The following is a 26,550-nucleotide window of genomic DNA, read 5'->3' on the forward strand; positions in this document are numbered from 1 at the left end:
ACCTGCTGCTCAGACCCCCGCGATACGCAGCGCCGCGTCCGCCGTGGCCTCGGCGAACACCGACACCGGGCGCTCCCGATCGGAGCGGTGGACGAGGATGACACCCTCGATCAGACCGAAGACCAGATCCGTACGCAGATCCAGCTCGCTCTTGGCGAGTGTGCCGCCCGCGGCCGTGGCGGCGATCAACTGGCGGTAGGCGTCCTTGAGTTCGGCGCGCACGGCATGGAAGCCGGCGAAGCGCTCGGCGCGCACCTCGGGCAGCAGGTACAGCCCGCCGAGGTTGTGCGGGCCGCCGCACAACAGCTCCACGTCCGCGCGGCACAGTTCCCACAGCCGCCTCTCGGCCGGGGTCGCGTCGTCGGCCAGGAGTTGACGGGCGTACGCCAGCGAGGGCGTGACCGTGGACTCCAGGAGTTCGGCGAGGAGTTCCTCTTTGCCGGAGACGTAGTGGTACATCGACGCCTGCCGCATGCCCGCGCGTTCGGCGACGGCGCGGGTGGTGGTGGCGGCGTAGCCCCGGGTGGTGAACAACTCGGCGGCGGCCGCGAGGAGTTCGGCGCGCGGCTCCAGTCCGCTGTCCGGCCGCTGGGCGACCCGCGGCCTGCCGACCCGCCGACTTCCCGGCTCACCTGACGTACCCATGGGTTCGATCCTCGCACATCGGGGCGTATGACGATCTCGTCGAGTGCTTCGACGACCAGGGTCGGACGCCTTGCCGGGCGCTGCCGGTTGCGTGATGGTGGCGGGAGTCGGCCGGGCTGCGGGCGCGCGCCGGGGCGCCGGGCGCCGGGCGCCGGCAGCGAGGTGGCCAGCCCGGGGCGGCCGGCTGGGGGGCGTTGACCAGGGGGCGGGATGTGCGGAACGGACACTGTCGCGCGGGAGCCCAGGCCGACGGAACGGCACAGCCACGCAGGAGCCCAAGCCCGCGCGGCGGCACTGCGCACGGGAGCCCAGACCCACGGAACGGCACAGTCGCGCGGGAGTTCACGCCCGCCGAGCAGCACTGTCACGCAGGAGTTCAAGCCGCCGAGCAGTCACCCGCGAGCGATCCGCCCCGCACGCCCCGTCCGCCCCAGCGACCCGACCCCGCACACCCCCTCCCCACAACCCGCAGTAACCGCCCGGCAACACCCCGGCAATCCCCCCGACCCACCTCACCCCTAATTTCTGTCGGGCGACAGAAATGCACCCGGAGGCCCACACCCGACCGGAGGTCCGCGCATGGCGACAGAGACCACTTACGGAGCCCGTGACCACGCCCGCGCCCAGGAGGGAAGCCAGGCCGAGGCGATGCCCGTCGTACCGGCCCGGGACTGGCCGGCGCCGCCCCGCGAGGCGGGGCATCTGGTGTGGGCCGAGACGGTGGCGGGCGGCAACTACACGCACAGGGTGCTGGCCCGCGGCACGGAGCTGCGGCTGACCGATCTGCGCGGCGACGCCTGCGCGCATCTGCTGCTGTACGTGGCCGACCGGCCCTGGGAACGGCTGAACGTCGCCGACACGGTGAAGGTGCAGTGGAACGCCTACCTCGGCGAGGGCCGCCTGCTCCTGTCCGACCAGGGCCGCGTCCTCGCCTCCGTCGTCGCCGACACCTCCGGCCGGCACGACGCGCTGTGCGGCACCTCCACCCTCGTACGGAACACCCAGCGCTACGGCGACGGCACCCCGCAGTCCCCCTCCCCCGCCGGCCGCGAACTGTTCAAGCTGGCGGCCGCGAAGAACGGCCTGGAGCCCCGGGACCTGCCCCCGTCGCTGTCCTTCTTCCAGGGCGTCGAGGTGCGCGAGGACGGCACCCTCGACTTCACCGGCTCGGCCGGGCCCGGCGCCAGTGTGACCCTGCGCGCCGAGCAGGACGTGACCGTGCTGATCGCCAACGCGCCGCATCCGGCCGATCCCCGCCCCGAGTACGTCAGCACCCCGCTGGAGGTGCTCGCCTGGCGCGCGGCACCGACCGGCCCCGGCGACCCCCTCTGGGACGCCACGCCCGAGGGCCGCCGCGCCTTCCTCAACACCGCCGAATTCCTTGCCGCGAGGGGGATCGCATGAGCGCGAGCACGAGTAGGGACACGGGCACAGGCACGAGTACGAGCACGAGCATGGGCACAGGCACAGGCACAGGCACAGGCACGAGCATGCGCACGACCGAGCACCCGACCACAACCGTCGTCCCCGCCCGCGCCCCCTGGTCGTCCGTCGTCCGCTCCGGCGAGACGCTGACCATCACCGACCTGCACGGCAACCAGGCCGTCGACTTCCTCGTGTACGACGCCCACGACACGTCGGTCCGTTACAGCGCGCCCGACACGATCCACGCGCAGGGGGGCATCTTCCTCACCACGGGATGCGTGCTGATGTCCAACGAGCACACCCCGCTGATGACCGTCGTCGCCGACGACGTCGGCCGGCACGACACCGTCGGCGGCGCCTGCTCCAAGGAGTCCAACACCCTGCGGTACGGCCACCACACCTGGTCCCAGCACGCCTGCGTGGACAACTTCCTCGCCGAGGGCGCCAAGTACGGCCTCGGCAAGCGCGACCTCGTCTCCAACATCAACTGGTACATGAACGTGCCGGTCGAGAAGGACGGCACCCTCGGCATCGTCGACGGCATCTCGGCACCGGGGCTGTCCCTGACCCTGCGCGCCGAGCGGGACGTCCTCGTCCTGGTCTCCAACTGCCCCCAGATCAACAACCCTTGCAACGGTTTCGATCCGACGGCCGTCCGGATGACGATCGGGGCCACTGAATGACCTTCGACACGCTGCTGGTCGCCAACCGCGGAGAGATAGCGGTCCGGATCATCCGTACGGCCCGCGAACTCGGCCTGAGGACGGTCGCGGTGTACTCCGACGCCGACCGCGCCGCGCCCCACGTCCGCCTCGCCGACCGGGCGGTGCGGCTCGGCCCGGCGCCCGCGAAGGAGTCGTATCTCGATGCCGACCTGGTGCTGAAGGCCGCCAAGGACGCGGGAGCGGGGGCGATCCACCCCGGCTACGGCTTCCTGTCAGAGGATGCGGCGTTCGCCCGCCGTTGCGAGGACGCCGGGATCGTGTTCGTGGGCCCCACGCCCGGGCAACTGGAGCTGTTCGGCGCCAAGCACACGGCCCGGGCGGCGGCCGAGGCGGCGGGCGTACCGCTGGCGCCGGGAACCGGGCTGCTGGGTTCGCTCGCCGAGGCACTCGAAGAGGCCCAGGTCATCGGCTACCCCGTGATGCTCAAGGCGACCGGCGGCGGAGGCGGCATCGGTATGTCGGTATGTCGATCCGCCGACGAACTGACCGAGGCCTGGGAGCGGGTGCGGCGTATCGCCGCCGCCTCCTTCTCCGCAGCGTCCTCGTCAGGTGTGTTCCTGGAGCGGCTGGTCGAGCGGGCCCGCCATGTCGAGGTCCAGGTCTTCGGCGACGGTGAGGGCGAGGTCGTCACCTTCGGCGACCGGGACTGCACGCTCCAGCGACGCCACCAGAAGGTCGTGGAGGAGGCCCCGGCGCCAGGACTCCCCGCCCATGTGCGCGAGCAACTCGCCACGTCCGCTCGTGACTTGTGCGCCTCCGTCGGCTACCGCTCCGCCGGAACCGTCGAGTTCGTGTACGACGCAGCCCGCGAGGAGGCGTACTTCCTGGAGGTCAACACCCGCCTCCAGGTCGAGCACCCGGTCACCGAGGAGATCTACGGCGTCGACCTGGTCGCCTGGATGCTGCGCCTGGCCCGCGGCGATCGGGACGTCGTCCGTGACCCGGGCGCACCGCGCGGCCACGCCGTCGAGGCCCGCCTGTACGCCGAGGACCCTTCGCGCGACCACCGGCCCAGCGCGGGCCTGCTGACGAGGGTGGAGTTCCCGAGCGGGGTGCGGGTCGACGGCTGGGTCGAGACGGGCACCGAGGTGACGACGTCGTACGACCCGATGCTCGCGAAGATCATCGCGTACGGCCCCGACCGCGCGCACGCGCTGGAGCGGCTGGACGAGGCGCTGGCCCGCACCCGCGTCGACGGCATCGAGACGAACCTCGGCCTGGTGCGAGCGGCGCTCGCCGACCGCCGCTTCCGCGAGGCCGCCCACTCGACGTCGACCCTCGCGACCGTGACCGACCCGACGCCCCGCATCGAGGTCGTCTCCGGCGGCACCCTCACCACCGTGCAGGACTGGCCTGGCCGCACCGGCTACTGGCAGGTCGGGGTTCCCCCGTCCGGCCCGATGGACGACCTGTCCTTCCGGCTCGGCAACCGGGCGCTCGGCAACCACGAGGGCGCACCGGGGCTCGAATGCACGCTCCAGGGACCGGCGTTGAGGTTCACGCACCCCACCACCGTGTGCGTGACGGGCGCCCCGGCCCCGGTGACCGTCGACGGCACTCCGGTGGCGCAGTGGGAGCCGGTGACGGTGCCGGCGGGGGGCGCCCTGGAGGTCGGCGCGCCGGCCGGGCACGGCCTGCGGACGTACGTCCTCGTCGCGGGTGGCGGTCTCGACGTCCCCGCCTTCCTGGGCAGCGCGAGCACCTTCACGCTCGGCCGGTTCGGCGGGCACGGCGGACGCGCGCTGCGAACGGGCGACGTGCTGCACGGCGGGGCAGTCGTCCAGGGATCACCGGTGCCGTCGAAGGACCGCCCGGACTTCGGGGCCGTATGGCACATAGCAGCCGTCGAAGGACCGCACGCCGCCCCCGAGTTCTTCACCGAGGACGACATCCGCGACTTCTACGCCGCCGACTGGAAGGTCCACTTCAACTCGGCGCGGACCGGCGTACGGCTCGTCGGTCCGAGGCCGCGCTGGGCGCGCGCCGACGGCGGTGAGGCGGGCCTGCATCCGTCCAACATCCACGACACGCCGTACTCCGTGGGCGCCGTCGACTACACCGGCGACATGCCGGTGCTGCTCGGCCCGGACGGCCCGTCGCTGGGCGGGTTCGTGTGCCCGGCGACCGTGATCAGCGGGGAGCGCTGGAAGCTGGGGCAGCTGCGGCCGGGCGACAGGGTGCGGTTCGTGCCGGTGGACGTGACGGGTCGGGAACGCCCCGAGATCGTCGACGGCGGCGTGCTGGCCCGGGACGGCGATGTGACGTACCGCCGCAGCGGCGACGACAACCTGCTGGTCGAGTTCGGCCCCATGCAGCTCGACCTGGCCCTGCGCATGCGGGTCCACGCGCTGATGGAGGCGGTGGCCGAGGGCGGCCCGGACGGGATCACCGACCTGACCCCTGGCATCCGCTCCCTCCAGATCCAGACGGACCCCAGCCGACTGACGCAGCCCGAACTCCTGGCCTCCGTACGGGAGATGATCGCCTCCCTGCCGCCCACCGACGAGCTCGTCGTCCCGTCCCGCACCGTCCACCTCCCCCTGTCCTGGGACGACCCGGCCACCCGCGAGGCCATCGCCCGCTATATGGCGGGCGTGCGCGACGACGCCCCCTGGTGCCCGTGGAACATCGAGTTCATCCGCCGCGTCAACGGCCTGGAGTCGGTCGAGGACGTGTACCGCACGGTGTTCGACGCGGAGTACCTGGTCCTGGGGCTGGGCGACGTGTACCTGGGCGCCCCGGTGGCGACCCCGCTGGATCCGCGGCACCGTCTGGTGACCACCAAGTACAACCCGGCGCGCACCTGGACCGCGGAGAACTCGGTCGGCATCGGCGGGGCCTACCTGTGCATCTACGGCATGGAGGGGCCCGGCGGCTATCAGTTCGTGGGCCGTACGACCCAGGTGTGGTCGGCGTGGCAGCAGCGCGGGGCGTTCGAACCGGGGTCGCCCTGGCTGTTGCGGTTCTTCGACCGGATCCGCTGGTATCCGGTGGGCGCCGAGGAGCTGCTGGAGCTGCGGGCGGACATCACGTCCGGGCGGTTCGTGCCGCGCATCGAGGAGGGCACGTTCTCGCTCGCCGGGTACCGGGCCTTCCTCGACGGCAACGCCGAGTCGATCGCGGAGTTCCGGGCCCGGCAGCGGGCCGCCTTCGCCGCGGAGCGGGACGCGTGGAAGGCGGCCGGCGAGTTCGCGCGGGCGGACGAGGCGGCGGCGCCGGCCGCGCCCGCGGTCGAGGTGACCGTCCCGGCCGGCGGTCGGCTGGTCGAGGCCGAGTTCACGGCGTCCGTCTGGCAGGTGAACGTCCGGCCGGGTGACGAGGTGACGGCCGGACAGCCGCTGCTCGCCCTGGAGGCGATGAAGATGGAGTCCAGGGTGCCCGCGCCGATGGCCGGCGTGGTCGTGGAGGTCCTGGCCAGGCCCGGGGATCAGGTGGAGGCGGGGACGGCGCTGGTCGTCCTCGCGCCCGCCGCGAGCTGAATCGCGAGGAGAACAAGACATGCCGAGCACTGCGAGCGCTCTGTCCCGTGTCCGCGCCGCCTACGCCCGGATCGAGGCCGTGGACCGCCCCGAGATCTGGATCGATCTGCGCCCGCGGACGGCGGTCGAGGACGAGGCCCGGATCATCGACGAACGCGTGGCCGCGGGAGAGCAACTCCCGCTCGCGGGCCGCCTCTTCGCCGCCAAGGGCAACATCGACGTCCAGGGCATGCCCACGACCGCCGGGTGTCCTTCGTACGCCTACGAGCCCGAGGCCGACGCACCCGTGGTCGCCCGTCTCCGTGCCGCCGGCGCGCTCGTCCTCGGCACCACGAACCTCGACCAGTTCGCCACCGGCCTCGTCGGCACCCGCTCCCCCTACGGCGCCGTCCGCAATGCCCACGACCCGGCGAGGATCAGCGGCGGCTCCAGTTCCGGCTCGGCCGTCGCGGTGGCGCTCGGCATCGTCGACTTCGCGCTCGGCACGGACACCGCGGGCTCGGGCCGGGTCCCGGCCGCCTTCAACGGCATCGTCGGCCTCAAGCCCACCCGGGGCCTCGTCCCGACGGCGGGCGTCGTCCCGGCCTGCGCGTCGATCGACTGCGTGACGGTGTTCGCGCGGACCCTGCCGGAGGCCGAACAGGCACTGTCCTTCATGGCGTCCCCGCCCGGCCGCGCCCTGCCCCCGCTCCCCCAGCGGGCCCCGGGACCGTGGCGCATCGCGGTCCCGCCCCTGCGGCAGCTCGGCGAGCTGGACGAAGCCTGGGCCGAGGCCTACGAGACAGCCGTACGGCAACTCGCCGCCGCCGGCGCCGACCTCCGCACCGTCGACCTCACCCCCTTCACCGAAGCCGCCGCCATGCTGTACGAGGGGGCCTTCGTCGCCGAGCGCTACACCGCCGTGGGGAGCTTTGTCGACAAGGCGAGGGCGGCGGGCGACGACACCCTCGACCCCACGGTCGCCGGCATCATCACCCGCGCCCGCGACATCCCCGCGCACAGGCTCTTCGCCGACCAGGACCGGCTCGCGGCCCTGCGCGCTCGCGCCGAAGCCGAACTGGCGGACGCCGACGCCCTGTTGCTCCCCACCACGCCCGGCCACCCGACCCTCGCCGAGGTGGCCGTCGACCCTCTCGGCACCAACGCCCGCCTGGGCCGCTTCACCAACTCCACGAACCTCTTCGACCTGGCCGCGGTCTCCGTCCCGGCCGGTGAAGTGAACGGCCTGCCGTTCGGCGTGATGCTGATCGGCCCCGCCTTCACGGACGAACGGCTGGCCCGGATCGCCGGTCTGCTCCGCCCGGAGGTCCGCCTCGCCGTGGTCGGCGCCCACCTCTCCGACCAGCCCCTGAACCCCCAACTCCTGGCTCTGGGCGCCCGGTTCGACCGTACGACCGCCACGGCGCCCGTCTATCGCCTGCATGCCCTGTCCACGACGCCGCCCAAGCCGGGCCTGGTCCACGTCGGCGCCAATGCGGGAGGTGCCGCGATCGAGGCCGAGGTGTGGCGGCTCCCGGCCGAGGGGCTCGGCCGGCTCCTCGCCGAGCTGCCCCGCCCGATGGCCCTGGGGCGCGTGGAACTGGCGGACGGCAGCCATGTCCCCGGGTTCCTGTGCGAGCCGGGAGCCCTCACGGAAGCCGAGGACATCACGCCGTACGGGGGCTGGCGGGCGTACCTTCGGAGCGGTCGCTCCTGACCTGGGAGCTCGGGAAACAGACCTCGGGGCCCGAGAAATAACGAAGGCAAGGAGGTCACCCACTCCTTGCCACTCTCAACTTATAGCGCACTGGGGGGCTTGCGGCAAGGCCCCCGTCGTGCCGCAGAATCTCCGGCCTAAGGCCAGTACCTGCGGAAACGGGGAGTCACAAAGTGCGTGTGCTGTTGTCGACGTACGGATCGCGCGGGGACGTCCAGCCGATGGCGGGGCTCGCGGCGCGGTTGCGGGAGCTCGGCGCGGAGGTACGGGTGTGTGCGCCGGCGGACGAGGAGTTCGCGAAGCTGCTGGCCGGTGTCGGCGTGGAGCTGGTGCCCTTCGGCCCCTCGGCGCGCGCGCTGACGAAGGCGGGACCGGTGCCGTCGTCCCTGCCCCAGCGCGCGGCCGCGGTGATCGCCAGTCAGCTGGACGTGGTCACCCCGGCGGCCGAGGGATGCGATGTGCTGGTGGCGACCGGCATGATCTCGGCCGCGGCCGGCGCGCTGTCGGTGGCCGAGCAGCTGGGCATCCCCTCCGTGTCCGTGACCTTCCAGCAGCTCACCCTGCCGTCTGCGGACCGCCCGCCGCTGGCGTATCCGGGCCGCCCGCTCCCGCCCGAGGTGACCGACAACCGGGCGCTGTGGGACCTGGACGCCCAGAACGTCAACGCCCTGTTCGGTGAGGCGCTCAACACCAACCGGGCGTCGATCGGCCTGCCCCCGGTGGACAACGTCCGTGACTACGTCATCGGCGACCGGCCGTGGCTGGCGACGGACCCGGCCCTGGACCCGTGGCAGGAGACGCCGGACCTCGACGTCGTACAGACCGGCGCGTGGTTCCTGCCGGACGAACGCCCGCTCCCGGACGGGCTGGTGGCGTTCCTGGATGCGGGCGAACCACCGGTGTACGTCGGCTTCGGCAGCATGCCCCTGCACGGATCGGAGGACGCCGCCCAGGTGGCCATCGAGGCGGCCCGCGCCCAGGGCCACCGCGTACTCGTCGGGCGCGGCTGGGCCGACCTGTCCCTGATCGACGACCGGGGCGACTGCTTCGCCGTCGGCGACGTCAATCACCAGGCCCTGTTCGGCCGGGTGGCCGCGGTCGTGCACCACGGCGGCGCGGGTACGACCACGACGGCCACCCGGGCCGGCGCACCCCAGGTGGTCGTACCGCAGCTGGCGGACCAGCCGTACTGGGCCGGCCGGGTCGCCGAGATGGGCATCGGCGCGGCCCACGACGGTCCGACTCCGGCCTTCGAGTCCCTCTCGGCCGCGCTGGCGACAGCCCTGGCCCCCGAGACCCGCGCCCGGGCCACCGCCGTGGCCCGCACGATCCGCACCGACGGGGCGGCGGTGGCCGCGCGGCTGCTGTTCGACGCGATCGGCCAAGAAGCGCCGCCGGTGTCCGCATGAGCCTCGCGGGCCGTCAAGGCCAAGGCCCAGGACACAAGACCCCGCGCGCAACTGTCGCAAGCGACCGCAGATCGGAGCCCATCGCTGTGAACCCCCTGACCACCAGCGCGTTCGACCTTCCCTACCGCCTCTCCGCCAAGGCCGACCCGGAGCTGATCGCCGCCGACGAGCGGCACTTCGCGGCCCTCGCGGAGTGCCTGGCGCAGTCGATCGCCGAGGTTTCCGACAGTCTCGACGCCGCCCGCAAAGCGCCCGGCGGCCTGGGCCGGCACGCCATGGACCGGGACGCGGAGATCCACCGGCTCACCGCTCGCCTGCGCACTCTGCGCCGCTTCGGCCTGGACCTGTGCCTCGGCCACATGGTCAGCGCCGACGACCCCGAGCCCCTGTACGTCGGACGGCTCGGCCTCACCGACAGCGAGGGCCGTCGGCTGCTGGTCGACTGGCGCTCCCCGGCGGCCGAGCCGTTCTTCGGAGCCACCCATGCCAACCCGATGGGTCTGGCGAGCCGCCGCAGGTACCGCTGGACCAGCGGCCGGATCAGCGACTACTGGGACGAGGTGTTCACCTCGGACGGGCTCGAACGGCACGCCGCACTCGACGACCAGTCCGCCTTCATCGCCAGCCTGGGCAGCGACCGTTCGTCCCGGATGCGGGACGTGCTCGGCACCATCCAGGCCGACCAGGACGCCATCATCCGCGCGGGATCCCGCGGCGCGCTCGTCGTCGACGGCGGCCCGGGCACGGGGAAGACGGTCGTCGCCCTGCACCGCTCCGCCTACCTCCTCCACTCCGACCCGCGCCTCGGTCACCGTCGGGGCGGCGTGCTCTTCGTCGGCCCGCACCGGCCGTACCTGGCCTACGTCTCCGACGTCCTGCCCAGCCTGGGCGAGGAGGGCGTGCAGACCTGCATCCTGCGGGACCTCGTCGCCGAGGGAGCCTCGGCAGGGACAGAGGCCGACCCGGAAGTGGCCCGTCTGAAGTCGTCCGCGGACCTGGTGAAGGCGATCGAGAAGGCCGTCAGGTTCTACGAGGAGCCGCCCACGGAGGGGATGACGGTCACGACCCACTGGTCCGCCGTCCGGCTGAACGCCGACGACTGGGCCGCGGCGTTCGAAGCGGCGGAGCCCGGTACGCCGCACAACGAGGCGCGCGACCAGGTCTGGGAGGAGCTGCTCACGATCCTGGTCGACAAGCACGACGACGAGACCTCGGCGCAGGACGGCGACGTCTCGCCCGACCTGCTGCGCAGGTCGCTGAGGCAGAACAGGGACCTGCTCACGGCCTTCGACCGCGCCTGGCCGCTGCTCGAAGCAGCCGACCTCGTCGGTGACCTGTGGTCGGTACCGGCGTATCTGCGGATGTGCGCGCCCTGGCTCGGCCGCGACGACGTTCAGAAGCTCCAGCGGGCGGACCCTCAGGCCTGGACGGTGTCCGACCTGCCGCTCCTGGACGCGGCACGGCAGCGGCTGGGCGATCCCGAGGTGGCCCGGCGAAAGCGCCGGCACGAGAGGATCCTCGCCGCCCAGCGTGAGCGCATGGAGCAGGTCGTCGACAACCTGATCGCGGCCGCATCCGACTCCGGCGCCGACGGTGACGACGGGGAAGGCCTGGTGAGGATGTTGCGGGGCCAGGACGCCCAGGTCAGCCTGACCGACGACTCCGAACTGACCACCGCCGACCCCGACCTCCTCGCCGGCCCCTTCGCGCACATCGTCGTGGACGAGGCCCAGGAACTCACCGACGCCGAGTGGCAGATGCTGCTGCTGCGTTGCCCATCCCGGAGCTTCACGATCGTCGGCGACCGCGCCCAGGCCAGGCACGGCTTCACGGAGTCCTGGCAGGAACGCCTGAAGCGGATCGGCCTCGACCGCATCAGCCTGGCCTCCCTGACCATCAACTACCGCACGCCTGAAGAGATCATGACGGAAGCGGAGCCGGTCATCCGGGCGGCACTGCCGGACGCCAACGTCCCGACGTCCATTCGCACCGGCGGGGTCGCGGTGGTCCACGGATCCGTGTCGGAGCTGGACTCGATCCTCGATGCGTGGCTCGCCGAGCACGCCGAGGGCATCGCCTGCGTCATCGGCGACCCCACGTTCCGTCCACCGACGCCCCGAGTCAGGTCACTGTCTCCGGAGCTGTCGAAGGGACTGGAGTTCGACCTGGTGGTCCTCATCGACCCGGAGAGGTTCGGCGAGGGCATCGAGGGAGCGGTAGACCGCTATGTGGCGATGACGCGAGCAACCCAGCAACTGATCATCCTCCGATGACTGGATGCCCCTAGGGGCGCGGGGAACTGCGCGACCAGCCACAACTCACCCGCACCCGCCCGCGAACAATCACCCCACCGACGAGTAGGCGACAACCCCCCGCAGCAACCCGTCCACAGCCTTACGCGCATTCTTCGCCACGGTCGAGCCCTCCGCAGGAGAAGCCGCAGCGATCTGCCCCAGCACATCGATCACCTGCTTGCACCACCGCACGAAGTCCCCCGCCGGCATCTCCGCCTCACGCAGTACCTCGTCGAGCCCCTTACCGCTGGCCCACATATAGGCAGCCCAGGCAAACCCGAGATCCGGCTCACGCTGCCCGACCCCCTCGGTCTGCGTGATCCGGAACTCCTCCTCCAGGGCGTCCAGCCGCCCCCAGATCCGCACCATCTCGCCCAGCGCGGCCTTGGCCTTGCCCGACGGCAGCTTCGGCGCCATGGCGTCGTCGCCGACCCGCGCCTCGTACACCAACGCAGAGACGCAGGCGGCCAGTTCAGCAGGTCCGAGCCCCTCCCAGACCCGCTCCCGGAGGCATTCACTCGCCAGCAGATCCAGCTCGCCGTACAAGCGGGCCAGCCGCTTGCCGTGCTCGGTCACCTCGTCGGCGCGCAGATAGTCCAGCTCGGTCAGCAGCGCCACAATGCGGTCAAACGTACGAGCGATCGTGTTCGTACGACCCTCGATACGGCGCTCCAGCTGCGAGGTGTCCCGCAGCAGCCGGTGGTAGCGCTCGGCCCAACGGGCGTGGTCCTCACGGTCGTTGCACCCGTGGCAGGGGTGCGCGCGGAGCGCCTTGCGCAGCCGTTCGATCTCGCGGTCGTCGGCCGCCTGGGAGCGCCGCTTGCGGTGCCGCTCGGGCGGAATGTGCCCGGCCTTGGTGCGCAGTGCGGAGGCGAGGTCCCGGCGGGACTGCGGGGAGCGCGGGTTGAAGGACTTCGGGATCCGCATCCGCTCCAATGCCTCGACGGGCACCGGGAAGTCGATGGACGCCAGCCGCTTGACCTGCCGCTCGGCGGTCAGGACCAGCGGGCGCGGGCCGTCGTGGTGCTCGAAGCCGCGGTGGCCGTTGGACCGTCCGGCCGGCAGCCCCGGGTCCAGCACCAGCGCGAGACCGGCGTACTTGCCCGTCGGCACGTGGATGACGTCGCCCGGCTTGAGCTTCTCCAGCGCGACCGCGGCCTCCGCGCGCCGCTGTGCCGCGCCCTGCCGGGCCAACTCGTTCTCGCGGTCCTTGAGTTCGCGGCGCAGTCGCGCGTACTCCTCGAAGTCGCCGAGGTGGCAGGTCATGGACTCCTTGTAACCGGCGAGTCCCTCCTCGTTGCGCTGCACCTGACGGGAGATCCCGACGACCGACTTGTCAGCTTGGAACTGCGCGAACGACGTCTCGAGGAGTTCGCGCGAGCGATGCCGGCCGAACTGCTCGACGAGGTTGACCGCCATGTTGTACGACGGCTTGAAGCTGGACCGCAGCGGATAGGTACGCGTGCCCGCGAGCCCGGCCAGGTGCTCGGGGCTCATCCCGCGCTGCCACAGCACCACCGCATGGCCCTCGACGTCGATGCCGCGCCGCCCCGCGCGTCCGGTCAGCTGCGTGTACTCACCCGGCGTGATGTCGGCGTGCTGCTCGCCGTTCCACTTGACGAGCTTCTCCAACACCACGGACCGGGCGGGCATGTTGATGCCCAGCGCCAGCGTCTCCGTGGCGAACACGGCCTTCACCAGGCCACGGACGAACAGCTCCTCGACGACCTCCTTGAAGGTCGGCAGCATGCCCGCGTGGTGGGCGGCTATGCCGCGCTCCAGGCCTTCCAACCACTCGTAGTAGCCGAGGACATGGAGATCCTCGGTCGGGATGGAGGCGGTGCGCTCCTCGACGAGGGCCCGCACCTTTTCCCGCGCCTCCTCGTCGTTCAGCCGCAGGCCCGCGTACAGACACTGCTGGACGGCGGCCTCGCAGGCGGCGCGGCTGAAGATGAAGGTGATGGCGGGCAGCAGCCCTTCGGCGTCGAGCCGTTCGATGACTTCGGGACGCCCGGGCGTCCACACGCGGGAGCGCTGTCTGCGCTCCCGCTCCCGGTCGGCCTCGCGCATGGCGCGGCCGCGTCTGCGGTCCTGGTACGACGGCCGGGTCGCCTCCATGCGGGCCAGCCGCGTGAGGTCGGGGTTGACGGCCTTCTTGTGGCCCTCGCCCTCCTCGAACAGGTCGTACATCCGGCGCCCGGCGAGCACATGCTGGAACAGCGGTACGGGCCGGTGCTCGGAGACGATCACCTCGGTGTCGCCGCGGACGGTGTCGAGCCAGTCGCCGAACTCCTCGGCGTTCGACACGGTCGCCGAGAGTGACACCAGCGTGACCGACTCGGGAAGGTGAATGATCACCTCTTCCCATACGGCCCCGCGGAAGCGGTCGGAGAGGTAGTGCACCTCGTCCATGACCACGTAGCCGAGGCCGAGGAGCGTCTGCGACCCCGCGTACAGCATGTTCCGCAGCACCTCGGTGGTCATCACGACCACGGCGGCGTCGGGGTTGATGCTGTTGTCGCCGGTGAGGAGTCCGACCATGCCGTCCCCGTAACGGCGGCACAGGTCGGAGTACTTCTGGTTCGACAACGCCTTGATGGGCGTCGTGTAGAAGCACTTCCTGCCCTGCATCAGGGCGAGGTGGACGGCGAACTCGCCGACGATCGTCTTGCCGGAGCCGGTGGGCGCGGCCACCAGCACGCCCTTTCCCGCCTCGAGCGCCTGGCAGGCCTCGATCTGGAAGGGGTCGAGGCCGAAGTCGTACATCTCGCGGAAGGAGGCGAGCGCGGTGGCCTGCTCGACAGCGCGCTTGCGCGCTGCCGCATACCGCTCGGCCGGAGAGAGGTCCTCTGTCATCGTGCTTTCGAGCGTACCGGGCCCCACTGACAACAGGACGATCATTATCCGGATCTGCCCTCCGCAGGCCCGGGATCCCCGCAGCTCACGGCCGCGAGACGGAAGCGGCCGGGTACGCCCCGTAGGCGCCCGGCCGCACAGTTCCGGCAACCGCCGCTGTCAGGTCACGTCGTCGTAGCCGTTGACCCGCTCGCGGCTCGCCTGCTCGGGCAGCGCCCGGCTCGCGGAGACGGTCTCGACCTCGCCGATGTCCTCGGGGGTCAGGTCGAGGTCGGAGGCCTCGTCGTCGTCCAGGTCCGCGTCGGGGTTGTTGCGGCGGCGGCGGTCGTTCAGCAGGGAGAAGCCGACCGCGAAGAAGTACAGGACCACGATCGGCCCGGCCAGAGCCATCATGCCGACGGGGTCGGTGGTGGGGGTCGCGACGGCGCCGAAGATGAAGACGCCCATCACGACGGCACGCCACCAGCCGAGCATCCGGCGCCCCGTCACCACGCCGGTCATGTTCAGCATGACCAGGAGCAGGGGGAGCTCGAAGGCCGCGCCGAAGACCAGGACCATCCGGACGCTGAAGTCGAGGATCTTGTCCATCGGCAGGATGTTCGCCGACCCGTCGGGCGTGATGCCCAGCAGGACCTTCATGCTGATCGGCATGATCGTGTAGGCGAGCCAGGCGCCGCCCAGGAACAGCGGAACCGCGGCCGCCACGAAGGCGTACGTGTACTTCCGCTCGTGCTTGTGCAGTCCCGGCGCCACGAACGCCCACAGCTGGTACAGCCAGATCGGGCTCGAGAGGACGATGCCCGCCATGAGGCTGACCTTCACCGTGGTGGTGAAGGGAGAAAGGAGGTCGGTGTACGCGACGACCGCGCAGGCACCGCCCGTGGTCTCGCCCAGCCCCTTGGTGCAGCGAGGCACGGGATCGGACAGGAACTCCATCAGTGCCTGGTTGTAGAAGGCGGCCACGATGGTGACGACCGTGATCGCCAGCATGCCCTTCGCGAGCCGGTTGCGGAGCTCACGAAGGTGCTCCCCGAGAGGCATCCGCCCCTCGGGATCCTTCTCCTTCTTGCGGGCAGACTTCAGCAACCCACGTTCCCATCTCGTGCGGCGGGCCGGAGGTCACCGGCCCTGCGTCAGCGCTTGCTCGTGTCCGTCGGCTCGTTGACCGGGCGCGAGCTGGTCACGTCGCCCGGGGCGGCCTGGATGATGCGCTGAGCCGGGGGCTGCTGGTCGCTGTTGTTCGGCGGGTCGGCAGGGGCAGCGGACTTGTCGTCGTCCTTCATCGCCTTGGCCTCGCTCTTGAGGATGCGCGCCGACTTGCCGAGGGAGCGGGCCATGTCCGGGAGCTTCTTGGCACCGAACAGCAGGATGATGACGACGAGGATCAGGATGATCTCGGTGGGGCCGAGCCTACCCATAGCTTTTACCTTCTTCACCGAGGCGACATGGTCCGAATACCCGGCAGGTCGGACATTCGTCCGACCACCGTGCTGCCAGGGATCGTAACGCTCAGGGGTGAACGCAGGACAATCCCTGTGCATACTCCCAGTCCGCGGGCCCGCGCCTCGCTCTCGGGGCCGCAGTTCGCAGCGTACCTGGCAGGAGCGGCAAGTTGACAGGGCGAAGTGGCCCAAAACGTACGCGACGCAGGACTCACACCGAATCCTTGAGCGCCCTAGAGCGAGTCCACAGCCCGGGCCGCGCTCACCGTCGCCCGCTCCAGATCCTCGGCTGCCCTGCTGATGCGCCGCGCCGAGTCCGAGACCTGCCGGCCGAGGCGCTGTGCCTCCAGGAAGACCCGCACGGCGAGCACGCCGAGGACGGCGAGACCCACAAAACCCACAGCTACCGCGAACATCGGCCAGAACATGACGCGAGCCTAGACCGTCCTAGAGGGTGGAGTGCAGCCGCAGGGTGCTGACCCCGCCGCCCGTCAGCAGCTCGACGATCCGCTCCCCCGCCGGCTTGCGGACGGATGCGCCGCACTCGGGGCAGGTGAAGGAGTAGAAGGTCGTACGGCTGGTCGCGCCGATGGCGAGACGCAGGGCGCTCGCGGCGAGTTCGAACCGGCCCCGGCAGTCCGGGCAGCCGGCCTTGAACATCACCGGAGCCACGCTTCTCATCCCGGCGAACGCGGACGCCACCGTCATTCCCACCGCACCGGACGTCGCCGACTCGCTCAAAGCCCTGCTCCCGCCTGTCGTCCTGCTGGTCCAACTGCCCTGGCCGAACTGCCTGTCCTACTGTCCGTCGTGAACCGGATGCGCCTCGTGAGCGTCCTGCGCCTCTATCCCGTCGTACGCCGCCAGCGCCTCGCGGGCCGCCTGCCGGGCGCTGGCCGCCAGCTCGGGCGGGGACACGATGCGGCCGTCGCGGCCGAGCCGCAGCGCCAGGCGGCGCAGCGACGCCGGGTCGGGGGTGCGAAGGGTGATACGCAGCCCGCCGTCCGCAAGCTCATCCGCGCTGTCGTGCGGGTAGTACTCGGCGACCCAGCGCCCGCCCGGGCCGACCTCGACGACGACCTCCGGGTCCTCCGCGGCGGGCTGCACGAGCCCTTCCGACAGGTCCCGCAGCTCGATCTCGGGCGGCGCCGACGGCTCGTCCAGGATCTTGATCTCGGCGACCCGGTCCAGCCGGAAGGTGCGGCGCGCCTCGGAGCGGCGGCACCAGGCCTCGACGTAGGTGTGGCCGACGCTGACCAGGCGGATCGGGTCGATCTCGCGTTCGGTGACCTCGTCGCGGGCCGGCGAGTAGTAGCGGATCCACAGGCGGCGCCGCTCGGAGATCGCACGGTCGACGTCCGCGAAGACGCCGCCCTCGGACTCGAAGGTCACCGACAGCCGGGAACTGGCGCCGGCCGCCTCCCCCGCCGCGGCCTCCACCTTGGCGGTCGCCCGCAGCAGGGCCTGCCGGTCGCCCTCGCGCAGCCCGGGCAGCGTGGCCACGGCCCGGGCGGCCACCAGCAGCGCGGTCGCCTCGTCGGCGGCCAGCCGCAGCGGCTCGGCGGTTTCCTCACCGAGGGCGGCGGGGTTGTGCCACCAGATGCGCTCCCCGTCGGTGTCGATGTCGAGAAGGTCGCCGCCTCGGAAGCTGGTGCCGCACATGGGCAGCACATCCAGGTCCGAGACCAGCTCGTCCTCGGTGATGCCGAAAGCGCGCGCGACATCCTCGACCCGGGCTCCGGGGCGCTCCTTCAGATACGTCACCAGGGAGAGCATCCGCCGGGTCTGGTCGATGGCGTTGACGGGCCTGACCGGTTTACCTGCCACTGTGTCGCTCCGCTCCCCCTCAGCCCTTGGCCACGGCACGCAGCCGGTCCACCACGTCGGCCCGCAGCTCCGCGGGCTCCAGGACCACCACGTCCGGCCCGAACTCCACCAGCCAGGCATCCAGCCCGTGGCCGTACGGAATCTCCAACTCGTCCCAGCCGTCCCCGAGTTCCCTGACCGAGGTGGCCTTCGCCCGAAGGGGGTACCCGGCGCCCGTACGCAGCCGGATCAGCGCCGACCGGTCGGCCGTCTCCCCGGCCCAGCCGGCGACGGTCTCCCGGACGGTGACGACATCGGGGACCGGGGCCGTGAAGCGGGTGCCGCGCGAGCGCACCTTGCCGGTGATCCGGGACAGCCGGAAGACCCGCTCGGCGCCACGGTCCCGGTCCCAGCCCGCCAGATACCAGTGGCCGCGCCAGCACTCCAGGGCCCACGGCTCGACATGCCGGGTTTCGGGGCGGGCGGCGGTGGCCTTGCGGTAGTCGAAGACCACCGGGCGGCGGTCACGGCACGCCAGCATCAGCGGCTCGAACGCCGCCTCGTGCACCGGGATACGGGGCTCCAGGGCGCTGTGCGCCTCGTACGGGTCGACGTCCTCCGGCAGTCCGGCCGCCCGCAGCTTCTGCAGGGCGCCGCTGGCCGCGCCCGCGAGCCGGGCCTGCTGCCACACCTTGGCGGCCAGGCCCAGGGCGGCGGCCTCCTCGGCGTCCAGCGTGATGGGCGGGAGGCGGTTGCTGTCGCGGCGGGCGAGATAGCCGACCTCGCCGTCGAGGTTCTCGACGGTCTCGATGACCAGGCCGAGCTCGCGCAGATCGTCCTTGTCCCGCTCGAACATCCGGTTGAAGGAGTCGTCCGAGCCGGCTTCCAGGTAGGCCTCGATGGACTCACGCAGCTCGCGCTTGCTCAGCGGCCGCCGCGTCCCGAGCAGACACAGCGCCAGGTTCATGAGCCGCTCGGCCTTGGCAATGGCCATCGACGCCCTTCGCCTTCCCTATGGTGCTTACGGACGATGACCGTACCGCCCCAAAGTGGCGTGGCAAAAGCCGAGGGCCCATGCCCGGACAGGCATGGGCCCCAGGTAGTCGGGTCCGGTCGTACGCCGATCAGTCGCGACGTCCTGAGCCGATCCGACGCGACGGTCAGACGCCGAGCAGGTCGACCACGAAGATCAGCGTCTCGCCGGGCTTGATCGCCGGGGTCGGGCTCTGGTTGCCGTAGGCGAGGTGGGCCGGGATGGTCAGCTGGCGGCGGCCGCCGACCTTCATGCCCTGCACGCCCTGGTCCCAGCCCTTGATGACACGGCCGGCACCCAGCGGGAAACGGAACGGCGTACCGCGGTTCCAGCTGGCGTCGAACTCCTCACCCGTGCTGAAAGCGACACCCACGTAGTGGACGGTGACGGTCTGGCCCGCCTGCGCCACCGCGCCGTCGCCCTCCCAGATGTCCTTGATCTCGAGGTCCGCCGGGGGCTCGCCGCCCGGGAAGTCGATCTCGGGCTTGTCGATGCTCACTGCAGTGACTCCTATGGGTACGTGCGTCATGCGCGATGACTGATGGGCAACCTGCCCAGTCTTACATCACGGCCAGGATGTCGACGGCGAAGACCAGCGTGGAGTTCTTCGGGACACCCTGCTGCTCCTGGGCACCGAAGGCCTGGTCGGGCGGCAGGACGAGCAGCACCCGGCTCCCGGCCTTCTTGCCCACGAGACCGTTCTTCAGACCCTTGATCGCCAGCTGGTCCAGCGGAAACGTCGCGGTCTTCCCCGCCTCGTACGTGCTGTCGAACTTCTTGCCGCCCTCCCACAGCAGGGCGACATAGTTCACGACCACGGTGTCCGTGCCCTTCACGACGGCGCCGTCGCTCTCCAGCACATAGTTGGAGACGAGCTTCTTCGGCGGGTCGCTGTCCTTCGGCATCGTCACCTCCGGCGCCTTGCCGTCGGTGTTCGTGCCGACCTTCGGCAGGTCGATGTTGTCCTGCGCGACCTCCGTGCCCTTCGCCGACGCGGGGATGGTCGTACCCTTCACGATGTCCACGACGAACACCAGCGTGGCGTTGGCCTTGATGTCACCCTGCCCCTGCGCCCCGTACCCCAGGTCCGGGGGATCACCAGCTCGACCCGGCTGCCGACCTTCTGGCCCTCAAGGCCCTGATCCCAGCCCTTGATGACGCCGCCCGCACCGATGGTGAGCGAGAACGGCTGGCCGCGGTCGAAGCTGTTGTCGAACGGCTTCGACTCGTCGTACTCCTGGCCGAGGTAGTTCACCTCGGCGGCGTCGCCCTTCTTGAGCGTCGCGCCGTCCCCCTCCTTGATGACCTCGACCTTCAGCTCCTTGGGCGGATCGCCCTCCCCCTTGGCCAAAGTCGGCTTCTGCCCGAACTCGGCACCCTTGGTGATCGCGGGCACTCCGTTCTTGGTGGAGCTGGAGTCGGAGCCCTTGTCGTCGTCGCTGCCGCAGGCCGCCGCGGAGAGCAGCAGCAGCGGCACGACGAGAAGGCCGGCAATTCGGCGCACGTGTTCCTCAGATCTCAGACGGCACTGTGGTCGCCCGCCACTCTAGGGCGTGCGAAGGGCCCCGTACGAGAACGTACGGGGCCCGTGGCCCGTTTTCCTCAATGCGCCGGGGTCACATTCCCGCGATCAGCTTCTCCACGCGGTCGTCCACCGAACGGAACGGGTCCTTGCACAACACGGTGCGCTGAGCCTGGTCGTTGAGCTTGAGATGGACCCAGTCGACGGTGAAGTCCCGGCGCTGTTCCTGGGCCCTGCGGATGAAGTCGCCGCGCAGCCGGGCCCGAGTGGTCTGCGGCGGAACGGACTTGCCTTCGAAGATCTTCAAGTCGTTGCAGATACGCGTGGCTTGACCCTTCTTCTCCAGCAGGTAGTACAGGCCACGACGGCGGTGGATGTCGTGGTAGGCGAGGTCTATCTGCGCGACCCGCGGATGCGACATGGTCATGTTGTGCTTGGCCCGGTACCGCTCGATGAGCTTGTACTTCATCACCCAGTCGATCTCGGTGCCGATACGGTCGAGGTCCTCGGCCTCGATCGCGTCCAGCGCGCGACCCCACAGCTCCAGGACCTGCTCGACCGTGCCGGTGCGGATGCCACGGCGCTCGCAGAAGTCCACCGCCTTCTCGTAGTACTCGCGCTGCACCTCCAGCGCCGAGGCCTCCCGGCCGCTGGCCAGGCGCACCTTGCGCCGGCCCGTGATGTCGTGGCTGACCTCGCGGATCGCCCGGATCGGGTTCTCCAGGGTCAGGTCCCGCATCACCGTGCCCGCCTCGATCATGCGGAGCACCAGGTCGGTCGCGCCGACCTTCAGCAGCATCGTCGTCTCGGACATGTTCGAGTCGCCCACGATGACGTGGAGGCGGCGGTAGCGCTCCGCGTCCGCGTGCGGCTCGTCGCGCGTGTTGATGATCGGCCGGGAACGGGTCGTCGCCGAGGAGACGCCCTCCCAGATGTGCTCCGCCCGCTGGCTGACGCAGTACACGGCGCCGCGCGGGGTCTGCAGGACCTTGCCCGCACCGCACAGCAGCTGGCGCGTGACAAGGAACGGGATGAGGATGTCCGCGAGCCGGGAGAACTCCCCGTGCCGCGCCACCAGATAGTTCTCGTGGCAGCCGTAGGAGTTGCCCGCCGAGTCGGTGTTGTTCTTGAAGAGGTAGACGTCGCCCGCGATTCCTTCCTCGTGCAGGCGTCGTTCGGCGTCCACCAGGAGTCCTTCGAGAATGCGCTCGCCTGCTTTGTCGTGGGTGACCAGTTCGGTCACGTTGTCACATTCCGGTGTCGCGTATTCCGGATGTGAGCCCACGTCGAGATAGAGGCGGGCGCCGTTTCGCAGAAAGACATTGCTGCTGCGGCCCCATGACACGACACGGCGGAAGAGGTACCGCGCCACCTCGTCAGGCGACAGGCGGCGCTGTCCCCTGAACGTGCACGTGACGCCGTACTCGTTCTCCAGCCCGAAAATGCGGCGGTCCATGACTGAACATTACGCCCGATCCCCTGAGCTGAAACGGGGTTCGACAGCACGGTTTGGATCATTTTCCGGTGAAGCCGCAACGACCGCACCCCTGGCGGGAGCTGCGAGGACCCGCCCCGTGCCCAGCAGGACCAGCAACGACACGGCTCCCGCGGCACCCGGCACGGCAAACCCCCACACGGCCCCACCCGCCTCGACGACCGGCCCCGCCAGACCCGTTCCCACCGACGCACCCACAGTGAACGTCGTCACAAGCCACGAGAACGCCTCGGTGACCGTCCCACGCGGCGCATGCCGGTCCACCAACACGAACGCACAGGCGATGCACGGCGCAAGGAACACCCCCGCCAGCACACTCAGCAACGTCATGGCGACCACACCCGGCATCAGCATCAGCGGCAGATAACACACCGCCAGAAGCGCCACCAGCACACGCAGTCGCCGCGCCGGCTCCCCGCCCCACTGCCGCGCCCCGTACACCGCGCCACCCACCAGCGCACCCAGCCCCAGGCCCGCCATCAGCCAGCCGTACACCGCATCCCCGCCGTTGTCATCCGCGTACGACACCGCCGCGACCGCGATCGACCCCATCGCCACACCGACGAACAGGAACGCGCCCAGCAGCGCCAGCAGCCCCGCCGAACGCAGCGCCCCCAGCCAGTGCGCCTCACGCGGCGCCGAACGCCACGCGCGCGAGGGCGCCGACACGACCACCGAGAGCGCGCCCAGCACCCCCACGACATTCAGGACCAACAGCGCCACCTGCGCTGACCACAGCGACGTACACAGCGTCAGCAGCAACGGTCCGACGGTGAACATCACCTCCTGCGCCACCGCGTCCATGGCATACGCCGTGTGCACCTGGTCCTCCCGGCGCAGGACGGACGACCACAGCGCCCGCAGACCGCCCTCCAGCGGCGGCGTGAACAGGCCGGAGGCCGCCACGGCCGCATAGGCGAGCGCAAGGGGGCCGGTCCCCACGAAGGCGAACACACCCATCGCGAGGGCCGACGCGACCGCGGCGGGCAGCTGCACCCGCGGCTGACCGTACAGATCCACCAGCCGCCCCAGCACCGGCTGGCCCACCGCGTTGGCGACCCCGTACACGGCCGCCAGGGCCCCCGCCAGGCTGTAGGAACCGCCCTCCGCGCGCACGAACAGCACGATCGCCAGCGAGGCGACAGCGTTCGGCAGCCGGCCCACGAGCGTGCCGACGAGCAGCCGGGCGGCATGCCTCGCCCTGAGGATCTCCACGTATGCGCCGGTCATCGGCCGCGCCGCCCTCCGCTGAAGTTTTACGTATAACGTCCGCCGTCATACGTACCATGTGCGCTGTTCACGAGTCCAGACAAGCGGACGTGAGCCGGAAGGCGCGGCGCGCGCCCCAAGGCGAACGACCAGACAAAACCAGACGAAGAGGAGCAGGCGGACGGTGGCACACCACAGCACCCGCCCCACCAGCCGGGACGTCGCCCAAGCCGCAGGCGTCTCCCAGGCCGCGGTCTCCCTCGTCCTCGGCGACAAATGGCGCGGCCGAGTCTCCGAAGCCACCGCCGAACGCGTACGGGAAGCCGCCCGCGAACTCGGCTACCGGCCCAACCTCGCCGCCCGCAACCTCCGCCTCGGCCGCACGCGCACGGTCCTCCTCGTCGTCCCGGCCCTGACCACCGAATTCTTCGCCGGCGTCTACACCGGCGCCGCCCGCATCGCCGCCCAGCACGGGTTCGGCGTCGTCCTCTACCCCTCCCCCGAAGGCATCGGCCCCGCCCGCGACCCCTTCGCCTCCGCCCAAGCAGCCCTCGACGGCGTCATCGCCTCCTCCATGGCCGCCGACGCCCTCACCGCCATCCGCGGCGACCAGCTCCCCCTCGTCATGCTCGACAGCGACCCGAAAGGCAGCCTCGGCGCCGCGACCGTCAACCTGGACATCACCGACGGTGTCCGGCAAGTCGCCGAGCATCTGCTGAGCCTCGGCCACCGCCGCTTCCTCCACCTCGCGGCCGACGTGGCGTCCTGGACCTTCGACGTACGCGCCCGCGAGCTCGACACACGAATCGGCGAGGTACCCGGCACATCCCTGCTCACCGTCCGCGCCCCCATCTCCATCGACGGCGCCCTCGCCGCCACCCTGACCGCCCTCTCCGCCAAAGGCCCCCGCCCCACAGCCATCGTCTGCGACGACGACAAACTCGCCGCCGGCGCCTACAAAGCCGCACGCCGCCTCGGCCTGCGCATCCCCGACGACATCTCCGTCACCGGCCTGGACGACCTCGCCCTCGCCACCGCCATCGACCCCGAACTCACCACCGTCCGCCTCGACGCCGAGCTCTTCGGAGAACGCGGCATGCAGGCCCTCCTGGCAGTCCTGGAAGGCCGCGAACCCGAGGAGGGCGACATCCCGGTCGAACTAGTCGTACGGGCCTCCACAGCGCCGCCCAGCGCCCCCTGAACGACCCCCGGAACGCCCTGTGCCCCGGCCTGGGGATCGGCCGGGGCACAGTACGGGCGGGTGAGGTGTGACAGGACTACTCCTCGGAGCTGCCAGACTCCTCGGAATTCTCCGCATTGTCGGCGCTCTCAGCCTCCGTGGTCGCGCCACCGGCCTCCAGCAGCCGGGCCAGCTGACGGCCGACGATGCGCTTGAACTTGCGCGACTGCGGACGCGTACGGTCCAGCACCGCGACCTCCAGGCGCTCCGCCGGGATCTCCCGCTGCGTGCCGTTCGACTCGCGGGACAGTGCCTGCACGGCCAGCTTGAGCGCCTCCGCGAGACTCATGCCGTCCTGGTGACGCTGGTCCAGGTAATTACTGATCAGCTCCGCATTACCCCCGACCGCGACCGAACCGTGCTCGTCCACGATCGAACCGTCATGCGGCAGCCGGTAGATCTGGTCACCCTCGGGCGTCTCACCGACCTCGGCGACGACCAGCTCCACCTCATACGGCTTCTCGGCCGCGGAAGAGAAGATCGTGCCCAGCGTCTGGGCATAGACGTTGGCGAGGCCCCGGGCGGTCACATCATCACGGTCGTATGTGTAACCCCGCAGGTCGGCATACCGCACACCGCCGATCCGCAGGTTCTCGTACTCGTTGTACTTACCGGCGGCCGCGAAACCGATCCGGTCATAGATCTCGCTGAACTTGTGCAGCGCACGGGACGGGTTCTCGCCGACGAAGACGATGCCATCGGCGTACTGCAGCACGACCAGGCTGCGGCCACGGGCGATGCCCTTGCGGGCGTACTCCGCCCGGTCGGCCATGGCCTGCTGAGGTGAGACATAGAACGGCGTCGACACCGGTTATCCGTCCCTTTCTGTCGAAGTCACAGGATCACCTTGATAAGACCGAACCGCCGCTACAGCAGCGCGGCCCGCGGGCCGTCGGGCTGCTCCAGACGCCGCTCCAGGACGGAACGCGCGATCTCGGAGGACTCGTCATCGCTGAGCCGGCGGAAACCGTCCTCGGTGATCACGGTGACGATCGGGTAGATCCGGCGGGCGACATCGGGACCACCGGTCGCCGAGTCGTCGTCAGCCGCGTCATACAGGGCCTGCACCACGAGCGTCGTGGCCTCGGCCTCGCTCAGGTCAGCACGGAAAAGCTTCTTCATGGCGCCGCGCGCGAAGATCGAACCGGAGCCCGTGGCCGCGAAGCCGGTCTCCTCGGAACGACCGCCGGTCACGTCGTAGGAGAAGATCCGCCCCTTCTCCCGGTCGACGTCATACCCGGCGAAGAGCGGCACGACAGCCAGCCCCTGCATGGCCATCCCCAGATTGGACCGGATCATGGTCGACAGCCGGTTCGCCTTGCCCTCCAGCGACAGCTGAGCACCCTCGACCTTCTCGAAGTGCTCCAGCTCCAGCTGGAACAGCTTGACCATCTCGACGGCCAGACCGGCCGTACCGGCGATACCGACGGCCGAGTACTCGTCCGCCGGGAAGACCTTCTCGATGTCGCGCTGGGCGATCACGTTACCCATCGTGGCCCGCCGGTCACCGGCCAGCACGACGCCCCCCGGGAACGTCGCAGCCACGATGGTCGTGCCGTGCGGCGCCTCGATCACGCCCTGCATGGGCGGGAGTTGGCGGTTGCCGGGCAGCAGCTCGGGCTGGTGCTCGGAGAGAAAGTCCATGAAGGAGGACGACCCAGGCGTCAGGAAGGCAGCTGGTAGACGCCCGGTGCTACGAGTGTTGGCTTCCACGCGATTCCTTCCAAGTAAGCGGCGGCCCGGCGGACGGCGTCGGGATAGTCTCCCAACTTGCCGATGGCCGAATTGCAGTTGAAGCACAGTACGCCACGGACCTTACCCGTCTTGTGGCAGTGATCCACATGTACGGCCGGAGCCTTCAGACAGATCACACAGAGCCCCATTTGAGAGGCGACCATCTCGTCACGCTCGGCTTCGGTGAGGCCATAGTGGCGCTTCAGATGACGCGCGCGCCCCTTGACTGCCCCGCCGTCTTTGCAACTGGTTGAGAGGCCGTCGCTAGCTGTTGCATTGCGATGCCACTCACTATGCGGCTTGACCTCACCACAGCTCCGACAGAACCTGTGGCCCTCGGGCGTCTCCACGCGGGGCCGCACGTTCTTTCCTCTGGCCAGCTGGCGCGCTTGGTGATATGCCGCCCAGCACTCTCGACAGTAGGCCTGGAACCCGTCACGGGCCGCCTTGTTGCTAGCGAAGGCTGCTCGCGGCTTGACTTCCTTGCACCGCGAGCAGCGCTTCACGCCCTCTTCGCTCTCCACCTCGATGAGCCCCCGA

Annotated in this window: 22 protein-coding genes and 1 pseudogene; 8 read left to right on the forward strand and 15 right to left on the reverse strand. The window is 70.6% G+C overall.

The features are described from left to right. Positions 1-9: 9 nt before the first annotated feature. Positions 10-645: a TetR/AcrR family transcriptional regulator gene (locus tag ACQEV2_RS07850; protein ID WP_433037972.1), complete on the reverse strand. Its 636-nt coding sequence runs from the start codon at positions 643-645 to the stop codon at positions 10-12. A gap of 579 nt (positions 646-1,224) precedes the next feature. Here ACQEV2_RS07850 and ACQEV2_RS07855 point away from each other — a divergent pair. The 6 genes from ACQEV2_RS07855 (at position 1,225) to helR (ending at position 11,652) form a co-directional block, all read left to right on the forward strand. Beyond that, positions 1,225-2,049: an urea amidolyase associated protein UAAP1 gene (locus ACQEV2_RS07855; protein WP_433037974.1), complete on the forward strand. Its 825-nt coding sequence runs from the start codon at positions 1,225-1,227 to the stop codon at positions 2,047-2,049. An 86-nt stretch (positions 2,050-2,135) separates the two neighbouring features. After that, the gene (locus ACQEV2_RS07860) at positions 2,136-2,753 is read left to right on the forward strand and encodes an urea amidolyase associated protein UAAP2 (protein ID WP_433037976.1); all 618 of its coding nucleotides are present in this window, start codon (positions 2,136-2,138) and stop codon (positions 2,751-2,753) included. Beyond that, positions 2,750-6,274, forward strand: a complete 3,525-nt coding sequence (locus tag ACQEV2_RS07865) for a 5-oxoprolinase/urea amidolyase family protein (protein ID WP_433037978.1) — start codon at positions 2,750-2,752, stop codon at positions 6,272-6,274. Before ACQEV2_RS07860 ends, ACQEV2_RS07865 begins: the two co-directional genes overlap by 4 nt. A 19-nt stretch (positions 6,275-6,293) precedes the next feature. After that, positions 6,294-7,970, forward strand: coding sequence for an allophanate hydrolase (gene atzF / locus ACQEV2_RS07870; RefSeq protein WP_433037980.1), 1,677 nt, complete (start codon positions 6,294-6,296; stop codon positions 7,968-7,970). Positions 7,971-8,191: 221 nt separating this feature from the next. Further along, positions 8,192-9,379 carry a glycosyltransferase gene (locus tag ACQEV2_RS07875; protein ID WP_433054270.1) on the forward strand — a complete coding sequence of 396 codons (1,188 nt, stop codon included), beginning with the start codon at positions 8,192-8,194 and terminating at the stop codon, positions 9,377-9,379. A gap of 86 nt (positions 9,380-9,465) precedes the next feature. After that, positions 9,466-11,652, forward strand: a complete 2,187-nt coding sequence (helR, locus tag ACQEV2_RS07880) for an RNA polymerase recycling motor ATPase HelR (protein WP_433037982.1) — start codon at positions 9,466-9,468, stop codon at positions 11,650-11,652. A gap of 69 nt (positions 11,653-11,721) precedes the next feature. Here helR and ACQEV2_RS07885 read toward each other — a convergent pair whose 3' ends face one another. The 5 genes from ACQEV2_RS07885 to ACQEV2_RS07905 all read right to left on the reverse strand — a co-directional run bounded on the left by ACQEV2_RS07885 (position 11,722) and on the right by ACQEV2_RS07905 (position 16,679). After that, positions 11,722-14,574 (reverse strand): DEAD/DEAH box helicase, encoded by a 2,853-nt coding sequence (locus tag ACQEV2_RS07885; RefSeq protein WP_433037984.1) that lies wholly within the window; start codon positions 14,572-14,574, stop codon positions 11,722-11,724. A gap of 114 nt (positions 14,575-14,688) precedes the next feature. Further along, positions 14,689-15,615, reverse strand: coding sequence for a twin-arginine translocase subunit TatC (gene tatC / locus ACQEV2_RS07890; protein WP_433037986.1), 927 nt, complete (start codon positions 15,613-15,615; stop codon positions 14,689-14,691). 47 nt (positions 15,616-15,662) lie between these two features. After that, positions 15,663-15,947, reverse strand: a complete 285-nt coding sequence (tatA, locus tag ACQEV2_RS07895) for a Sec-independent protein translocase subunit TatA (RefSeq protein ID WP_433037988.1) — start codon at positions 15,945-15,947, stop codon at positions 15,663-15,665. A 257-nt stretch (positions 15,948-16,204) separates the two neighbouring features. Beyond that, complete coding sequence (locus tag ACQEV2_RS07900; RefSeq protein ID WP_433037990.1) at positions 16,205-16,399, reverse strand: hypothetical protein; 195 nt, start codon at positions 16,397-16,399, stop codon at positions 16,205-16,207. A gap of 19 nt (positions 16,400-16,418) precedes the next feature. Then, positions 16,419-16,679: a hypothetical protein gene (locus ACQEV2_RS07905; protein ID WP_433054273.1), complete on the reverse strand. Its 261-nt coding sequence runs from the start codon at positions 16,677-16,679 to the stop codon at positions 16,419-16,421. On the opposite strand from ACQEV2_RS07905, the gene ACQEV2_RS07910 reads away from it, so the two are divergent. Then, the gene (locus ACQEV2_RS07910; protein ID WP_433055229.1) at positions 16,624-16,785 is read left to right on the forward strand and encodes a hypothetical protein; all 162 of its coding nucleotides are present in this window, start codon (positions 16,624-16,626) and stop codon (positions 16,783-16,785) included. The genes ACQEV2_RS07905 and ACQEV2_RS07910 overlap by 56 nt on opposite strands. Here ACQEV2_RS07910 and ACQEV2_RS07915 read toward each other — a convergent pair. The 6 genes and pseudogenes from ACQEV2_RS07915 to ACQEV2_RS07940 form a co-directional block, all read right to left on the reverse strand. Further along, positions 16,770-17,798 (reverse strand): helix-turn-helix transcriptional regulator, encoded by a 1,029-nt coding sequence (locus ACQEV2_RS07915; RefSeq protein WP_433037992.1) that lies wholly within the window; start codon positions 17,796-17,798, stop codon positions 16,770-16,772. The two genes, ACQEV2_RS07910 and ACQEV2_RS07915, sit on opposite strands and share 16 nt — an antisense overlap. A 19-nt stretch (positions 17,799-17,817) precedes the next feature. Beyond that, positions 17,818-18,771, reverse strand: coding sequence for a helix-turn-helix transcriptional regulator (locus tag ACQEV2_RS07920; RefSeq protein WP_433037994.1), 954 nt, complete (start codon positions 18,769-18,771; stop codon positions 17,818-17,820). Positions 18,772-18,937: 166 nt separating this feature from the next. Beyond that, positions 18,938-19,309, reverse strand: a complete 372-nt coding sequence (locus ACQEV2_RS07925) for an FKBP-type peptidyl-prolyl cis-trans isomerase (RefSeq protein WP_031486671.1) — start codon at positions 19,307-19,309, stop codon at positions 18,938-18,940. A gap of 61 nt (positions 19,310-19,370) precedes the next feature. Further along, positions 19,371-20,314 (reverse strand): annotated as a pseudogene (locus ACQEV2_RS07930) (FKBP-type peptidyl-prolyl cis-trans isomerase). Positions 20,315-20,426: 112 nt separating this feature from the next. After that, a complete protein-coding gene (gene pafA, locus ACQEV2_RS07935) occupies positions 20,427-21,788 on the reverse strand; it encodes a Pup--protein ligase (protein WP_433037997.1) in 1,362 nt (453 codons plus the stop codon). Between the two features lie 9 nt (positions 21,789-21,797). Beyond that, positions 21,798-23,057: an MFS transporter gene (locus ACQEV2_RS07940; RefSeq protein ID WP_433037999.1), complete on the reverse strand. Its 1,260-nt coding sequence runs from the start codon at positions 23,055-23,057 to the stop codon at positions 21,798-21,800. Between the two features lie 163 nt (positions 23,058-23,220). On the opposite strand from ACQEV2_RS07940, the gene ACQEV2_RS07945 reads away from it, so the two are divergent. Continuing rightward, on the forward strand, positions 23,221-24,237 hold the full coding sequence (locus ACQEV2_RS07945; protein WP_433038001.1) for a LacI family DNA-binding transcriptional regulator: 1,017 nt from the start codon (positions 23,221-23,223) through the stop codon (positions 24,235-24,237). Positions 24,238-24,313: 76 nt separating this feature from the next. Here the strand turns inward: ACQEV2_RS07945 and prcA are convergent, their stop codons facing one another. The 3 genes from prcA to ACQEV2_RS07960 are packed head-to-tail and all read right to left on the reverse strand — an operon-like array spanning position 24,314 to position 26,534. After that, positions 24,314-25,084: a proteasome subunit alpha gene (prcA, locus tag ACQEV2_RS07950; RefSeq protein ID WP_433038003.1), complete on the reverse strand. Its 771-nt coding sequence runs from the start codon at positions 25,082-25,084 to the stop codon at positions 24,314-24,316. 59 nt (positions 25,085-25,143) lie between these two features. Beyond that, entirely contained in the window at positions 25,144-25,989 is an 846-nt protein-coding gene (prcB, locus tag ACQEV2_RS07955; protein ID WP_433038005.1) for a proteasome subunit beta, read from the reverse strand. Beyond that, the gene (locus tag ACQEV2_RS07960; RefSeq protein ID WP_433038007.1) at positions 25,941-26,534 is read right to left on the reverse strand and encodes an endonuclease VII domain-containing protein; all 594 of its coding nucleotides are present in this window, start codon (positions 26,532-26,534) and stop codon (positions 25,941-25,943) included. Before ACQEV2_RS07960 ends, prcB begins: the two co-directional genes overlap by 49 nt. Positions 26,535-26,550 lie beyond the last annotated feature (16 nt).

The organism is Streptomyces sp. CA-251387, assembly GCF_050936625.1.
Taxonomy (GTDB): domain Bacteria; phylum Actinomycetota; class Actinomycetes; order Streptomycetales; family Streptomycetaceae; genus Streptomyces.

What these genes read in the sequence shown, in the direction of transcription:
- ACQEV2_RS07860 (WP_433037976.1), top strand. Translation starts at nt 2,136, where the DNA reads ATGCGCACGACCGAGCACCCGACCACAACCGTCGTCCCCGCCCGCGCC.
- atzF (WP_433037980.1), top strand. Translation starts at nt 6,294, where the DNA reads ATGCCGAGCACTGCGAGCGCTCTGTCCCGTGTCCGCGCCGCCTACGCC.
- ACQEV2_RS07885 (WP_433037984.1), bottom strand. Translation starts at nt 14,574, where the DNA reads ATGATCGTCCTGTTGTCAGTGGGGCCCGGTACGCTCGAAAGCACGATG.
- ACQEV2_RS07850 (WP_433037972.1), bottom strand. Translation starts at nt 645, where the DNA reads ATGGGTACGTCAGGTGAGCCGGGAAGTCGGCGGGTCGGCAGGCCGCGG.
- ACQEV2_RS07940 (WP_433037999.1), bottom strand. Translation starts at nt 23,057, where the DNA reads ATGACCGGCGCATACGTGGAGATCCTCAGGGCGAGGCATGCCGCCCGG.
- ACQEV2_RS07875 (WP_433054270.1), top strand. Translation starts at nt 8,192, where the DNA reads ATGGCGGGGCTCGCGGCGCGGTTGCGGGAGCTCGGCGCGGAGGTACGG.
- tatA (WP_433037988.1), bottom strand. Translation starts at nt 15,947, where the DNA reads ATGGGTAGGCTCGGCCCCACCGAGATCATCCTGATCCTCGTCGTCATC.
- ACQEV2_RS07920 (WP_433037994.1), bottom strand. Translation starts at nt 18,771, where the DNA reads ATGGCCATTGCCAAGGCCGAGCGGCTCATGAACCTGGCGCTGTGTCTG.
- ACQEV2_RS07900 (WP_433037990.1), bottom strand. Translation starts at nt 16,399, where the DNA reads ATGTTCTGGCCGATGTTCGCGGTAGCTGTGGGTTTTGTGGGTCTCGCC.
- ACQEV2_RS07905 (WP_433054273.1), bottom strand. Translation starts at nt 16,679, where the DNA reads ATGACGGTGGCGTCCGCGTTCGCCGGGATGAGAAGCGTGGCTCCGGTG.
- ACQEV2_RS07855 (WP_433037974.1), top strand. Translation starts at nt 1,225, where the DNA reads ATGGCGACAGAGACCACTTACGGAGCCCGTGACCACGCCCGCGCCCAG.
- ACQEV2_RS07865 (WP_433037978.1), top strand. Translation starts at nt 2,750, where the DNA reads ATGACCTTCGACACGCTGCTGGTCGCCAACCGCGGAGAGATAGCGGTC.
- pafA (WP_433037997.1), bottom strand. Translation starts at nt 21,788, where the DNA reads ATGGACCGCCGCATTTTCGGGCTGGAGAACGAGTACGGCGTCACGTGC.